We start from the raw sequence: 14,361 nt of genomic DNA, 5'->3' as shown, positions 1-14,361 counted from the left end.
TTGCTCAGCGCGCTTCCGTAGCGAAATGTGACGCCTTCCACAAATTTTTATTCGTTTCACTTATTGACGCGAATAAGGCGTCCCATTTTGATCAAAACAGGGTTTCATGGTCGTAAAGTCTGGTAAGTTATTGGACCAATCTTCCCAGGTTGTATGACTAATCATAAAAGGAACCCATTGTGAACACGATAAACCGTCGCGATTTTCCCGGTGCCACCTATCCGGAACGTATCATTCAGTTTGGCGAAGGGAACTTCCTGCGCGCATTTGTCGACTGGCAGATCGATCTGCTTAATGAGCATACCGATCTTAACGCCGGTGTGGTTATCGTTCGCCCGATTAAAAGTGATTTTCCGCCGTCCCTGAGCACGCAGGACGGCCTCTATACCACCATTATTCGCGGCCTCAACGAGCAGGGCGAAGCGGTGAGCGACGCGCGTCTTATCCGCTCGGTAAATCGTGAGATCAGCGTCTATGACCACTACGATGAGTTCCTTAAGCTGGCGCAGAACCCTGACATCCGTTTTGTGTTCTCGAACACTACCGAGGCAGGCATCAGCTACCACGCGGGCGATAAATTTGAAGATGCGCCAGCCGTTAGCTATCCGGCGAAGCTGACCCGTCTGCTGTTTGAACGCTATACCCACTTCAACGGCGCGGCAGACAAAGGCTGGATCATCATTCCTTGTGAGCTGATTGATTACAACGGCGACGCCCTGCGTGAGCTGGTACTGCGCTATGCCAATGAGTGGGCGCTGCCGACCGCGTTCGTGCAGTGGCTGAACGACGCCAATGCCTTCTGCTCAACCCTGGTTGACCGCATTGTAACGGGCTACCCGCGTGACGAAGTGGCAAAAATCGAAGCCGAACTGGGTTACCACGACGGTTTCCTCGATACCGCTGAGCACTTCTACCTGTTTGTTATTCAGGGGCCAAAATCGCTGGCTTCCGAGCTGCGCCTTGATAAATATCCACTTAACGTGCTGATCGTTGATGACATCAAGCCGTATAAAGAGCGCAAGGTGGCCATCCTCAATGGGGCGCACACCGCGCTGGTACCGGTGGCCTTCCAGGCGGGTCTCGACACCGTGGGCGAGGCGATGAACGACAGTGAAATCTGCGCCTTTGTTGAGAAAGCGATCTACGAAGAGATCATCCCGGTGCTGGATCTTCCTCGCGATGAGCTGGAGTCCTTTGCCAGCGCCGTAACGGGGCGTTTCCGCAACCCCTACATCAAGCATCAGCTGCTCTCCATCGCTCTCAACGGCATGACCAAATTCCGCACCCGTATCCTGCCGCAGCTGCTGGCAGGGCAGAAGGCCAACGGTAAGCTGCCGGCGCGTCTGACCTTTGCACTTGCCGCTCTGATTGCGTTTTATCGTGGCGAGCGTAACGGCGAAACCTTCCCGGTACAGGACGATGCCCACTGGATCGAACGCTTCCAGCAGCTGTGGAGCCAGCATCGCGATCGGCAGATTAGCACCAGTGAGCTGGTAAAAGCCGTGCTTTCCGTTAGCGACCACTGGGAGCAGGATCTGACCCAGGTGAGCGGCCTGGTAGAGCAGGTCTCCCTGGATCTCGATGCCATTCTGCTGCAAGGCATGCGCGAGGCCGTCAAGCCGCTCTGCTAAGGGGTATGTCTATGTAAAAGCCGGGCAGCGCTGCGCTTGCCCGGCTTTCATTTGAGCCATAAATAGTTACAACATACATATATTCGTTTAAATTATACAACTTCAGCATCTGCACCTGATTCGTCAAGCAGCTATAAATTTCCACTACATTTTTGCAGCAAACTTGCAACCGTGAGGGCGATCACGTTTAATAATCGCGACTCTCCTTTATGCCTGAATATAACCATGATTGTTCGTCCTCATCAGCACTGGCTTGCGCGTATCTTCGTCTGGCATGGCTCAGTGTTACCCAAAATCTACTCCCGTCTGCTGCTTAACTTTATCCTCTCGGTAGCCGTGATTTTAATGCTGCCCTGGTATAGCTCGCTGGGCTTTAAGCTTACCGTAGCGCCCTTTAGCATCCTGGGTATCGCCGTCGCTATCTTCCTGGGCTTTCGTAATAACGCCTGCTACAGCCGCTATACCGAAGCGCGGGTGCTGTGGGGACAGCTAATGATTGCCTCTCGATCGCTGCTGCGGGAGGTCAAAACGACGCTGCCGGCGGGGGAAGGGCGTCATCACTTTGTGCTGCTGCTGATTGCCTTCGCTCACTGCCTGCGCCTGACCCTGCGGCGTAAACCGCTGGAGGGGACGCTGGCTAACTATCTCTCAGTGAGTGAACTGAACCGGGTAATGAAAGCCCATTCGCCGGCAAACCAGCTTCTGTTAATGATGGGCGAGTGGCTGGCCGCCCAGCGCGGGCCGAACGGGCTGTCTGATATTCTCTACCACAGCATGAACAACCGGCTGAATGACATTTCAGCGGTGCTCTCCGGCTGTGAACGTATCGCCTTCACGCCGGTGCCTTTTGCCTATTCGCTCATTTTGCACCGCACGGTCTACATGTTCTGTATTATGCTGCCCTTTGCGCTGGTTGTAGATTTGCACTACATGACGCCTTTCGTCTCAGTACTTATCTCCTATACTTTTATAGCTCTCGATACCCTAGCCGAAGAGCTTGAAGATCCGTTTGGCGTGGAAGATAACGATTTGCCGCTGGATGCCATCTGTAACGCGCTTGAGATAGATCTGCTGCAGATGAATGATGAAAACGTTGTGCCCGCGAAGATGCTGCCTGATAAGTATTACCAGCTAACGTAACGCAAGCCGGATGCGCCCGTTACAGGCTGGTTAAACCGCCAGGAGGGAAACCCGATGGAAAGAGTAATTCAAATGGTTGTTGTGCTGATTGCCTGCGTTGCGCTGTTTGCAACCGCCTACGATCTCTCGTTTGTGAGCGAGCTTCCGTAACCCCTATTCGTAACGACGGCCTGCTGCAAACCAGAGTCAACTCAGGGGCCTGTCGCCCCTGAGGGTGAGGGATCCGAAGCCGTTAACTCACACGTAGCTGAAAGAATCGCACTGAGTCGCGCAGATGTTCGCTCTGCTCGGTCATTGAGTTCGCCGCAACCGCAGCCTGTTCTACCAGGGCCGCATTCTGCTGGGTAACCTGATCCATTTGCTCAATAGCGACGCTGATTTCCCGGATACCCTGGTGCTGCTCGTTGGAGGCGGTGGAGATATCTGCCACGATAGCGGTCACTTTATTTACCGAGCTAACAATCTCCTCCATTGCCCGGCTGGCGGTATCGGCGTAGCGGGACCCTTCGGTAATTTTATCCACCGTACCGTCGATCAACGTTTTGATCTCTTTCGCTGCATCAGCGCTTTTCTGCGCCAGGTTACGCACTTCTCCCGCAACGACGGCAAAGCCTTTACCCTGCTCCCCGGCACGTGCTGCTTCCACCGCCGCATTTAGCGCCAGAATATTAGTCTGGAAGGCGATACCTTCAATCACGGCAATGATATCGACTATTTTTTGCGAGCTGTCGGAAATTTCGTGCATCCGCTTGAGCATATCGTGTACCTCTTTACCGCCTTTCACCGCCGTTTGCGAGGTCTGGCGTGCCAGCTCGCTGGCCTTATGCGCATTATCGGCATTGCTCTTCACGTTCTCCGTGATCTGCTGCATATTGGCAGAGGTCTGTACCAGCGAGGCAGCCTGCTCTTCGGTACGCTGGGAGAGATCGCTATTACCCATCGCAATTTCATTGGCCGCCAGAGAAATAGACTCGCTGCCGTGAATAATGCCGGTAATGATCTCGGCCAGCCTGCCGTTCATAAACTTGATGGTGGCCAGCAGGCTGTTATGGTCGTTGGCGTTGAGCGCAATGTCGGTATGCAGTTTACCAGCGGCAATTTGCTGCATAATATTCACCGCATACGCCGGCTCGCCCCCCAGCTGGCGGGCAAGATTGCGTGAAATAAGCAGGGCAATGATCCCGGTTGCAACCAGCGCCAGCACCAGCAGGCCAGAGAGCAGGTATAACGCCTGCTGATATCCCCGGGCAGAGGCCTCACCCGCACGGTCCCCGATGGCCACTTCCATATCCACCAGCGTAGCGAGATCTTTCATCAGCTGGGTGCGGTATTTCGCGGAGACTGCACCACTGATTTTGGCTGCCTCACCAAGCCGCTCATCGTTTACCGCGTCGATGACTTTGCCGTTAACGTCAACAAAGTGAGTAAAGTTTTCCACTACCTGGCCGAAAAGTTCTTGCATCTCTTTCGGCAGATCACCGGCAATAGCGGCGTAGTGTTTCTGCGCATTGAGGAAAATATCCTGGTTCTGCAACAGCTCCAGACGGTGTTTCTCACGCTCCTGCATAGTTGGCGAATTGATGTATTGGATCTGCTGCAGGCGCATTTCGGAAAGCACACCGCGCATCTCCAGCGAATAACGCACGCCGGGCAGGCGGTTTTCACGATATTTATCAATGTGCTGGTCACTGATGCTGAGCTGATAGATAGCGACGACGCCCAGCAGCAGCATCATGGCGATAAGAATAGAGAAGCCGGTTAAGAGTTTGGTTAAAACCGTAGACTGCGCGAATTTTTTCATAGTGAAGACTTAAAAAAGAAAGGTATGACTAATAACGGCAGCTGTCGGGAAAGTATTGATCTAAATAGTTGATCTGTATCACATAAGAGAATGTTTTATCTGATTTGAAATGGTTTTTTAATTTTCTTTTGCAGCGTTATTAATGGGGTGTTGAAGTAACGTAAACAGTTTGCAATAGGGCATCCGTCTTAATTTGATCTTAAATCACATTGTTCTGTGCTTTACTGAAGTAAAGGAATCGAGGAGGAGTGACAATGGCAGTCGGGAAACGCATCTCAAACGCGCTGGCGTTAAGCTCCTCCCTTGGTCGCAGTATCTCCCTTTTTATGGCGGGTCTACTGATTGCAGGCGTGGCCACCAGCGCATGGACCTTAAACCGTTCCTGGGAGCGCACCGTTGAGGAGAGCGAACGCAACGCCATCAACCTCTCCGTCTCCCAGGCTCGCCAGGCGGAAGATACCTTTCTCCAGTCCGAGCTGGCGTTAAGAGATATTCGGCGGAATGTGCCGCAGGAAGGTATCTCAGCCATCGATGAGACCAGATTCAATCTCTATCTGAGTGAAATCCAGGATCGCCTCCCGCAGCTGCACGGCCTGTTTGTCTATGACTCGCAAGGAAATATGAAGGCGACGTCATTTGGCCGTCAGCCTGCTATCACCAATAATGTTGACCGGGAATATTTCGTCTATCACCGTAAAAACGGCCACGGCAGCGTCCATATTGGTCACGTGATCCGCAGCCGTTCTACCGGCGACCTTATTATTCCTGTGTCGCTGCGCCTGAATGATGCCGCTGGCGGCTTTGATGGCGTAGCCCTGGCGACGGTGAAAGTTGATTATTTCCGCCACTTCTACAACTACTTTGAGCTGGGTAGCCGGGATCTGCTGGCGATTTTGAGCACCGATGCGACGGTACTCTATGCCCGGCCGTTTAACGATGATGTTATCAACCGTAACCTCTCGCGCAGCCCGCTATTCACCCAGGCGCTGATCCGCCAGGATCGTGGTAATGCTACCTGGAAATCGAGTATCGATCGCGTTGAGCGCATATTTGGTTTTGCCCGCCTTGAGCGCTATCCGCTGGTTGTGGCGGCTGGCTATGATAAGCCTGCGCTCTGGCAAAGCTGGCTACGCGAGAGCCTGCCAGATATCGTGCTTAACGCCATGCTCCTGTTAGGGACCCTGGTAATGGGCGCACTGATCTTTAGGGTAGTGAGGGTGAACGTCAGGGACCAGACAGAATTAACCATGCTGCGAGATGAGCTGACCAGTATCAACCATACCCTACAGACCATGGCGCTGGCCGATGGGCTGACGGGGCTAGCGAACCGTCGGCAGTTTGATCTTTTCCTCTCACAGTCGCTTAAAACCGCTTCGCTGACCGGCAGGCCGGTATCGTTGATTATGCTGGATATCGATTACTTCAAGCGCTACAACGATGCCTACGGCCACGTGGCAGGTGATAACTGCCTGCGTCATGTCGGTGAGGCGTTACAGAAGCTCAACCTACGGCAGTCCGATCTTATTGCCCGCTACGGTGGCGAGGAGTTTGCCATTATTCTTCCCGATACCGATCGCGACGCGGCATTTAATATAGCTCAGCGTGCGGTCGCCGCCGTGCGTGCCATTCAGTTGCCGCACAGCGAGTCGCTGACCGGGACAAAAGTGGTGACGCTTAGCGCAGGTTGCTTCAGCCTGATCCCCCGCGGCAGCGACGAGGATGCGCGCATGCTGAAGGAGGGGGCCGATGCCGCACTCTACAGTGCGAAAATAGCGGGGCGCGATCGCGCCATTGTTTCCGAGAGCTAATGTTTCCGAGAGCTAATTAACGCTTTAATTTTGAGATAAAGGGAATATTACGGAATTTGTTTTCCCACGGCAGGCCGTAGCCAATGAGCAGATCGTCATTTTCCATCTCCCAGGCGTAGAATTGCGGGAAGGGAATATCAACTCTGCCGGGCTTAACGAATAGTGTGGCAATAGCTAACGATTTCGGCGAATAAGTGGTGCTAAGATATTCCACCAGCCGCTTCATGGTGCCGCCGGACTCAATCGCATCATCGACAACAATTACATCCTTGCCGGTAATATCGATATTATGGTGAAACACGATCGTTGACTGGTTGCTGCGATCGCCAGGAGTATGCGGACAGGAGATGGTGTCCATCGCGATAGTAAAGTTCAGCTTTCTGACCAGATCGGCAGTAAACAAAATGCCCCCCGGCACCACGGTAACGATCACGGCATCCTGATAGCTATCGTTAAGTAATGCTGCCACGCGTGCAACGCCCGTGGCGATGGCGGCCTCATCAAGTACAAGCTCACCTATGTAGCGATTATCCATTGAATTTCATCCATAAACAGAAAGTATTGATACACTCTACAGCAGGATCCAAAACCATTTGGTTAATCATAAAGGACACAATGTGACTTCAGTAGAAAATTTAAAAGTAAAATACCCGCGGGCGCAAGCATGGTCCATAGGAGACAGTGCCGAGCTGGCAAACGCGCTGGCCGATCTGGTTGTTAAGGGGAAAAAGACCGCATCGTGCGGCTCGTTAGCGGCCTACGAGGCGGAAAGCGTACCGCCTGGAGTAGGCAGCTACCATATTATTCTTGATGGACAGCAGGAGCCGGTATGCGTTATTCGCATTACGTCGCTGCGCCTGGTCCGGTTCTGCGACGTCGATGAAGCTTTTGCCCGTAAAGAGGGGGAAGGTGACCTGAGCCTTGAGTACTGGCGTACCGAGCATCAGCGCTTTTTTACGCAGGCGGGCAACTTTTCGGAAGAGATGGAGCTGGTTGCCGAAGAGTTTGAAGTGGTTGAGGTGGTTTGATCACTGATTGCCCGACACGACGTAAAGTAGTGCCGGGCAGAATAAATTATTTATTTGCTGACTCCGGCTCCGATATCAGGCGATGGCGCTGAGCTTTCTGCGCTTCACTCTGCATACGGTTGAGAATATCCCCTTCAAATTCTGCCTGTTCATCACCATAAACATACTCGTGGCCGCTGCGCAATGCATACCATGCGCGCTCCGCTACCTCCTGCGGCTCAGCCTTTTTACCTGCCCCTACAGCCGTGTTGGCCTGACCCGCATTTTTGAAGAAGTTTGTCTCGGTTGCACCAGGCATAAGCAGCGTCATGTTCAGACCGCTACCTTTAAGCTCGTTACGGATAGCCCAAAAGAAAGAGTTAACAAAAGCCTTAGACGCTCCGTAGATAGCTTCAAAAGGAATAGGGGCCGTGCCAGAAACCGACGAGGTCATCAGCACGTCTCCACTGCCGCGTTTGATCAGGTCAGGGATAAAAAGTTTAGAGAGATGAACATAAGAATCGACATTAAGTCGGATCAGGGATAACTCTTTCTCAAGCGCTGTCCCCCCGATAAACCTGCCGCCTAACCCTTGTCCGGCATTAATAACGAGAGCGCTAATATCAAAACCTTCGGCATCCGTCTGCTTTTTCAATGCTTCAATCTGCGTGTAATCGCTTAAATCGACGGAGTAGGGGTAGATTTTTGCGCCCAGCTTCTGCAACTCTTCCCCCGCTCTGGAAAGCTTATTTTCATCTCGGGCGACAGTTATCAGGTCATAACCATTTTTGGCAAATACCTTCGCCAGTTCGAATCCAATACCGTTTGACGCACCTGTAATAAGTGCAATAGGGTTAGCTGCCATGATTGTCTCCTGTTATTGTTTGCAACAAGTTGACAGCATGGCACAGTTATAACGATGTTTCGTTGAATCTCACTCAACGGTTTGGTGAGCATTGTTCAACTAAATTTCATGGCTGCGGGCCTGTTGCTCTTCCAGCATACCTTCACGCAACACGTCGCAAAGCTCACGAAGACCCTGAGGAACTGTCCGGTATCCGGGATAGTAGAGATACATTGCGGGTTCTACTGGCGACCATTCTGCCAGCACAACCCGCAACTCACCGCTGCGTAAATACTGCGCTACTCTTTTTTCCGGACAATAGGTTATGCCGACATCCGCAAGCGCCAGCTCAATACCCATTACGGTATCGCCTACACACACCTGGCCCGGCACATCTATTGCGTAATACTCATCTTCCTTGCGAAACTCCCACTTATAGACCGTTCCTTGACCGGTGCGGATCTGAATACATGAGTGAGACAACAAATCCTGAGGGAAGGCAGGCGCTTGATGATGGTAAAGGTAACGCGGGGAGGCGACCGCTACCCATTTGATGTCGCTACCAAGCTTTACCGCAACAAAATCTTCAGGAATGGTTCCGCCATAGCGGATGCCAGCATCAAAGCCTTCGCCAACAATATCAACCATGCGATCGTCAATAGTGATATCTACCTGAACTTCCGGATAGCGTTTAAGGAAACGGGGAAGGAGTGGAGCCAAAACCAGGCGTGCTCCATCTCTGAGCACGTTCAAACGAATGCGGCCAACAGGCCGTTCGCGAAAGGCGTTAAGTTCATCAAGTGCCTCACTAATCTCAGCGAAGCCAATGTTCAACCTGCGCGCCAGGGTGATCCCTGCATCAGTGGGTGCCACCGTTCGGCTTGTCCGGTTAAGCAGCCTGACGCCAAGACGCGTTTCAAGGTTTCGCACTGCATGGCTAAGTGCGGACGTAGTGATCCCTAACTCAACGGCGGCCTGAGTGAAGCTACGCAGGCGTTCTACGCTACGGAAAGCATTAAGATCGGCCAGATCTGAACGAGAGAGGCGAGTAATTGGACGAACAGGCATATCAGTCCGCAAACTCCTTCAGGTCGTTAAACACCTCGTCCCAGAACGCCGATTCGCTTTCATAACCGACCATGTTGCGCATCATGAACGCCCCTTCGGTAGCCAGATAGACGATCCTGCGCCTTCTGGACACCTCATCGTTTGCGGTGAGGTCGCCGAACCGCTCCCTATACCAGTTAACCATGCTTTCACTTTGTGTCCCGGCCTGGGCAGCCAGCAGGGTCAGCGTTCTGATCCCGGCCTCGGAGGTCTCTTCCTCGGTGGCGATGATGTGGGTCAGAAGGCGGGCTTTGGCGTCGGCGTTTGCGGGAAGCAGCGTGCGGTAGCGCTCCTGCTCTTTATTAAGCCAGCGGTCCAGCAGGGCATCCAGCACTTTTTCTCGGGAGCCAAAAACCGACTGTACGCTGGCCTTAGCGATACCAGATTCCGTTGCTATAGCGCCAAACGACAGGGCGGCAGCACCCTCGCGGCCCAGCACGTTCTCCGCTGCATCCAGCAGGCTTTCCCGGTCTATGGTTTTTGGTCGTGCCATGGGCATCTCCCCAACATTGATTTAAATACGGTCGTATGTTAACTTGCCAGCCAGTCAATTACCAGGTCTGGGATCAACGCAATCTCAGCCATATCATCGCACATGAGGTTCACCGTGTTCTATCTCAATCCGGTTCCACGCCGACTCACCTATGTCGCTCTTTTTGAGCTGATTGCTATCTTCTTCTCCTCGCTGCTGCTGTCAGGCATGAGCGACGGTAACATGGCAAGCTCTCTGCCAGTGGCGGTGACCACCTCCGTTGTCGCCGTCGTCTGGAACTACATCTACAACACCCTGTTTGAGCGCTGGGAAAGGAAGAACAACATCCAGAAACGAACGCTACTCATCAGGATCGTGCACACCACGCTTTTCGAAGCGATGTTTATTATTCTGATCGTGCCGTTCTTTATGTGGTTCTATAACGTCGGCATTGTTAAGGCTTTCATGATGGAAGTTGGCCTGCTGACCTTCTTCTTTGTATATGCCTTTGTTTTTACTTGGGTTTTTGACCGGGTATTTCTGCGCGAGCCGGTCCCGGCTACCTAAACCTTAGGGGCAGGGATGATCGGCACATGTGGCGCTGCGTCCAGCGGCAGATGGCCGCTGAGGCGCGGATCGGCCTGAACCTCTACTCGTCGTTCGTAGGGGATAAAACCAGAGCGAATATAGAACCCAAGCGCGGAAGGGTGATCGAAGGTGCAGGTATGTACCCAGAAACGCTTAACAGGCTTCGCCCATGCCAGCTCTGTTGCCGCGCTCATCACCGCCCGGCCAATGCCCTTGCCGGTGACGTCCGACGTTAGTCCGAGAAAGGCTAGCTCAACTTCGCCGGGTTCACTGAAGTCCAGCTCCAGCAATCCCACGTCCTGGTTATTATGGCGGATGACGTAGATCTCTCGCCCGGGATTGTGCAGAACGCTAATAAGTTTCTCATCGCTCATGATAAGACGTGAAAACCAGAGCCAGTTCGCACCCACCTTACGAAAGAGAGTACGGTAAGCGTCAGGATCGCGATCCGTTAACGGCTGCAGCAAAAAGCCCTCTGGCAGAGGGCATGGCGCACCGGTTGGCTTCTCGCACATTTCAAGGCAGGTGACGACCGAGGCGAGATAGCCTGGTGCGATCTTAGAGTACCCGGCAGGGATGGTGTGCGCGTTGTCTTTCATTCTCTCTCCATAGCGTTTAAGAATTATTATTAAAACCATCATCCCAAAAGGGCGACGTGCTTTCAAAGTTAATATGGCTTTATTTTTCAGAAAAAGGAGTGATATAACTACATAAAATTCAAAGAAAAAGAGGTCATAAGAGAAATGTTTGACGTTATTGAAATTGAAAAGGATTCAGAAGAATTAGCTATATTAGTCGGTGAGCTGGATGCATTTCAAAGTACGCTTTATCCTGCTGAGAGTAATCACTGCCTCGATTTCTCAACGGTCAAGGAGGAGGATATTCGTTGCATTGTTGTCCGTGACGCTAAAGGAGACGCTATTGGCTGTGGAGCTATCTTTCTCCAGGGTGATAACGCTGCGGAGATCAAGCGCGTCTACATTCGCCCACAATACCGTGGCAACAAAATAGGTGAGAAAATTGTGGCCAACCTGGAGAAGCTTGCTGCTGAATCTGCCTGCCATGTTCTTCGGCTTGAGACGGGCATTCATCAGCAGCCTGCCATTACGCTATATCAACGCTGCGGATATCAGCGGTGCGATCCGTTTCCTCCGTATAGTGAGGATCCGCTGAGCGTATTTATGTATAAGGCTTTATAAAAGGCCTTTCAGGGCAACGTGATACAGCAGCATAATGGTTTTGCCATCAACGATAAGGCCGCTTTCAATAGCGGCTAATGCCTCATCCAGCGTCATTTCCAGCACCTCAATATCCTCGCCTTCAGCTTCGATACCGCCACCCGCGCCTGTTCGATCGTCGGCCTGATACTCGGCAATATAGAAGTAGAGTTTCTCCGTCACCGAGCCGGGACTCATATAGGCTTCGAATACTTTCTCAAGGTGTGACACATGGAATCCTGTCTCTTCTTCCGCTTCAGCTTTAATGCGGCTTTCCGGATCCATATTATCCAGCAGGCCCGCCGCCGTTTCGATCAGCAGGCCGTTATGACCATTCACATAGACGGGAAAGCGAAACTGACGCGTAAGGATCACCGTCCGCCTTTGCCGGTTATAGAGCAGGATTGTAGCGCCGTTTCCCCGATCGTAGACCTCACGGTTTTGCTGCTGCCAGTCGCCGTTCTGACGCTGTAGCGCGAAGGTATATTTTTTTAACGTGTACCAGTCATCGGAAAGGATCTGGCTGTTGATAATGCGTACTTCTGCATGTTTTGATTGCATCATAGCACTCCGATAGATAGAGTAGCCATCATAAACAGCACTATCGTGCATATTCAAGATATTTCGTGCAATCACGGGAACCTTATGCTCACCAGTCAACGTAAACAGCTGATACTTGAAAAACTCGCCGCCGAGGGGCAGGTCCTGTCAAAAGAGTTAAGCACACTTTTTGACGTGTCAGAGGATACGATCCGCCGTGACTTACGCGAGCTTGCGGCAGAAGGGCATTTGCAACGGGTGCACGGCGGCGCGCTGCCATCGTCATCGGCTGTCGCCACATTTTCAGAGCGTAAATCGCTAAAAATAGATGAAAAACAGCGGGTTGCTCGCAAAGGCGTCGAGCTGATTTCTGACGGGCAGGTAGTGATTATTGATGGCGGGACCACAACGTCGGAACTTATTACGCTGCTGCCGCCGGAGCTGAGCATTACCGTGGTCACGCACAGTCCAGGCATCGCCCTTGGCCTGGTTGAACATCCCACTATTGACGTTATTCTCATCGGCGGGCGTCTCTATAAACACTCCATTGTGACCGTTGGCGCTGCCGCTATTGAAGGCATAGGCCACATCCATGCTGACCTTTTCTTTATGGGCGTAACCGGCATTCATCCGGAAGCGGGTCTAACCACCGGCGATTATGAAGAAGCATGCATCAAACGTGCATTTTCCGGCAGAGCGGCTGAAACGGTGGTGCTGGCTTCCCCGGAGAAGGTCAACGCGGCGTCGCCATTTGTAATTGGCGATCTGTCCCTAATCAATACGCTGGTGATAGAGGAAGAGACCAATGCTGACTGGATCCGGTTGGTAGAAGAGCAGGGCGTATCCGTGATTAAGGCTTAAACCCGACAGCCCATAGGGCAAATTCACAGCGTCGCCATTTATAAGCTAACCTTACTCCTTAACAAAGAGGAGAAAACGATGGCTGATTCAACCCTGATCGATACCCTGCAGTTTGGTCCTGAAGGTGCACCAACGCAAAAATATGAGATTTATGGCGACGATGAGCAGACGCCAACCTATGCGTTGATTTACCAGCAGCGGGATGGCAGCTGGCAAAAGCTGGATGAAACCCTCAGCTTCGCCGTAAAAGAGGAGCAGGAAGAGGCGACCAATACGCTGGACTATGGCTCTGGCGATCCCCTCCCTGATTTGCGCGACCTGGTTACCGAAGCGAAAGAGCGCTGCGAGCAGCACTGGCACAACAGCCCCCGCAGCTAATGACTATAGCGCCGGGATCGACCCCGGCGTGATCTTTTCACGATAGCTTACGTAACTGGCTGGCGTGCCTGGCGGGGGACATACCGAAAATGCGCACATAGTCACGGCTAAACTGGGAAGGACTCTCATAGCCGACGTGAAAACCCGCACTCGCGGCATCTATAGCATCACTCACCATAAGCCGCCTTGCCTCCTGCATGCGCAGATGCGTCCGAAATTCAATAGGACTCATGGTCGTAACGACTTTGAAATGGTGATGAAACGCTGAGCGGCTCATACCGGCAACGCTGGCTGCCTGCTCAATACGGCACGCTTCACGGAAGTTCGTCCTGATCCAGACGATAGCCCGAGCAATCTGATTAAGCCTGCTCTCGGCCTGAGCCATATGCCGGATAATGTCGCCTTGTGGTCCCGTCAGCAAACGATAAAGAATTTCGCGCAGCGTCAGCGGGGCGAGGGCGTCAATATCCTGCGGCGTATCCAACAGGCTGGCGAGACGTATCGCAGCATCAAGAAGCTCGGGTGAGGTCTTATTTAACATAATCCCAGGTGGGGAAGCCTGCGCATCGCCCTGCGGGGCAGGATAACGAATGACCAGCTCTGAGAGTTCGGTCATGTCGAAATCAAGCTGCAGGCAGAGGTAAGGCCGCTCCGCCGTTGCCTCAACGACCGATCCCATGACAGGCAGCTCGACCGAGGCGATCAGGTAGTTTGCTGCATCGTAACGATAAGTGGTCTCTCCGAGCCGCGCCTCTTTCGTTCCCTGGGCAACTAGACAGAGCGTTGGCGTATAGATCACCGGCATCGGCATGGTTGGCGATGAGACCCGTATCAGCGTTACGCCGGGCAGCGCGCAAGGATACGTCCCATCCTCCGGCGTGTGGCGATCGATAATGTCCACAAGAGCATTGAGTCTGTTCATGGCAGGCATGTTATCCCTGAATTGTAACCCCGAAAAGAGAGCATC

The 14,361-nt window shown here is 52.7% G+C and carries 16 protein-coding genes; 8 read left to right on the top strand and 8 right to left on the bottom strand.

Annotation, left to right across the window (positions count from 1 at the left end):
- Positions 1-179: 179 nt before the first annotated feature.
- Positions 180-1,631: a tagaturonate reductase gene (locus RTN40_RS09870; RefSeq protein ID WP_312228298.1), complete on the top strand. Its 1,452-nt coding sequence runs from the start codon at positions 180-182 to the stop codon at positions 1,629-1,631.
- 225 nt (positions 1,632-1,856) lie between these two features.
- A complete protein-coding gene (locus RTN40_RS09865) occupies positions 1,857-2,771 on the top strand; it encodes a bestrophin family protein (RefSeq protein WP_312228297.1) in 915 nt (304 codons plus the stop codon).
- A gap of 232 nt (positions 2,772-3,003) precedes the next feature.
- Here the strand turns inward: RTN40_RS09865 and RTN40_RS09860 are convergent, their stop codons facing one another.
- Positions 3,004-4,572: a methyl-accepting chemotaxis protein gene (locus tag RTN40_RS09860; protein WP_312228296.1), complete on the bottom strand. Its 1,569-nt coding sequence runs from the start codon at positions 4,570-4,572 to the stop codon at positions 3,004-3,006.
- Between the two features lie 254 nt (positions 4,573-4,826).
- Between RTN40_RS09860 and RTN40_RS09855 the strand changes: the two genes are divergently transcribed.
- Positions 4,827-6,380: a diguanylate cyclase gene (locus tag RTN40_RS09855; RefSeq protein ID WP_312228295.1), complete on the top strand. Its 1,554-nt coding sequence runs from the start codon at positions 4,827-4,829 to the stop codon at positions 6,378-6,380.
- Between the two features lie 16 nt (positions 6,381-6,396).
- Here RTN40_RS09855 and RTN40_RS09850 read toward each other — a convergent pair whose 3' ends face one another.
- Positions 6,397-6,915 carry a phosphoribosyltransferase family protein gene (locus RTN40_RS09850; protein ID WP_312228294.1) on the bottom strand — a complete coding sequence of 173 codons (519 nt, stop codon included), beginning with the start codon at positions 6,913-6,915 and terminating at the stop codon, positions 6,397-6,399.
- Positions 6,916-6,997: 82 nt separating this feature from the next.
- On the opposite strand from RTN40_RS09850, the gene RTN40_RS09845 reads away from it, so the two are divergent.
- Positions 6,998-7,408 (top strand): ASCH domain-containing protein, encoded by a 411-nt coding sequence (locus RTN40_RS09845; protein WP_312228293.1) that lies wholly within the window; start codon positions 6,998-7,000, stop codon positions 7,406-7,408.
- A 46-nt stretch (positions 7,409-7,454) separates the two neighbouring features.
- On the opposite strand, the gene RTN40_RS09840 is transcribed toward RTN40_RS09845, so the two are convergent.
- The 3 genes from RTN40_RS09840 to RTN40_RS09830 all read right to left on the bottom strand — a co-directional run bounded on the left by RTN40_RS09840 (position 7,455) and on the right by RTN40_RS09830 (position 9,831).
- Positions 7,455-8,252 (bottom strand): SDR family NAD(P)-dependent oxidoreductase, encoded by a 798-nt coding sequence (locus RTN40_RS09840; protein ID WP_312228292.1) that lies wholly within the window; start codon positions 8,250-8,252, stop codon positions 7,455-7,457.
- 99 nt (positions 8,253-8,351) lie between these two features.
- Positions 8,352-9,299, bottom strand: a complete 948-nt coding sequence (locus tag RTN40_RS09835; RefSeq protein ID WP_312228291.1) for a LysR family transcriptional regulator — start codon at positions 9,297-9,299, stop codon at positions 8,352-8,354.
- Between the two features lies 1 nt (position 9,300).
- Entirely contained in the window at positions 9,301-9,831 is a 531-nt protein-coding gene (locus RTN40_RS09830; RefSeq protein WP_312228290.1) for a TetR/AcrR family transcriptional regulator, read from the bottom strand.
- A 114-nt stretch (positions 9,832-9,945) separates the two neighbouring features.
- Between RTN40_RS09830 and RTN40_RS09825 the strand changes: the two genes are divergently transcribed.
- Positions 9,946-10,377 carry a PACE efflux transporter gene (locus tag RTN40_RS09825; protein ID WP_312228289.1) on the top strand — a complete coding sequence of 144 codons (432 nt, stop codon included), beginning with the start codon at positions 9,946-9,948 and terminating at the stop codon, positions 10,375-10,377.
- On the opposite strand, the gene RTN40_RS09820 is transcribed toward RTN40_RS09825, so the two are convergent.
- A complete protein-coding gene (locus tag RTN40_RS09820) occupies positions 10,374-10,997 on the bottom strand; it encodes a GNAT family N-acetyltransferase (protein ID WP_312228288.1) in 624 nt (207 codons plus the stop codon). The two genes, RTN40_RS09825 and RTN40_RS09820, sit on opposite strands and share 4 nt — an antisense overlap.
- 144 nt (positions 10,998-11,141) lie before the next feature.
- On the opposite strand from RTN40_RS09820, the gene RTN40_RS09815 reads away from it, so the two are divergent.
- Complete coding sequence (locus tag RTN40_RS09815; protein ID WP_312228287.1) at positions 11,142-11,597, top strand: GNAT family N-acetyltransferase; 456 nt, start codon at positions 11,142-11,144, stop codon at positions 11,595-11,597.
- Here RTN40_RS09815 and RTN40_RS09810 read toward each other — a convergent pair.
- Entirely contained in the window at positions 11,592-12,176 is a 585-nt protein-coding gene (locus RTN40_RS09810) for an NUDIX domain-containing protein (protein WP_312228603.1), read from the bottom strand. The genes RTN40_RS09815 and RTN40_RS09810 overlap by 6 nt on opposite strands.
- Before the next feature lie 84 nt (positions 12,177-12,260).
- Here RTN40_RS09810 and RTN40_RS09805 point away from each other — a divergent pair, with 84 nt between their 5' ends.
- Both RTN40_RS09805 and RTN40_RS09800 read left to right on the top strand, forming a co-directional pair.
- On the top strand, positions 12,261-13,016 hold the full coding sequence (locus RTN40_RS09805) for a DeoR/GlpR family DNA-binding transcription regulator (protein WP_312228286.1): 756 nt from the start codon (positions 12,261-12,263) through the stop codon (positions 13,014-13,016).
- Positions 13,017-13,094: 78 nt separating this feature from the next.
- Positions 13,095-13,394, top strand: coding sequence for a hypothetical protein (locus RTN40_RS09800; protein WP_312228285.1), 300 nt, complete (start codon positions 13,095-13,097; stop codon positions 13,392-13,394).
- A 37-nt stretch (positions 13,395-13,431) separates the two neighbouring features.
- Here RTN40_RS09800 and RTN40_RS09795 read toward each other — a convergent pair whose 3' ends face one another.
- The gene (locus RTN40_RS09795; protein WP_312228284.1) at positions 13,432-14,316 is read right to left on the bottom strand and encodes an AraC family transcriptional regulator; all 885 of its coding nucleotides are present in this window, start codon (positions 14,314-14,316) and stop codon (positions 13,432-13,434) included.
- Positions 14,317-14,361 lie beyond the last annotated feature (45 nt).

Source organism: Pseudescherichia sp. (genome assembly GCF_031987975.1).
Taxonomy (GTDB): domain Bacteria; phylum Pseudomonadota; class Gammaproteobacteria; order Enterobacterales; family Enterobacteriaceae; genus Pseudescherichia.
This window is presented reverse-complemented; position numbering and strand designations above follow the sequence as displayed.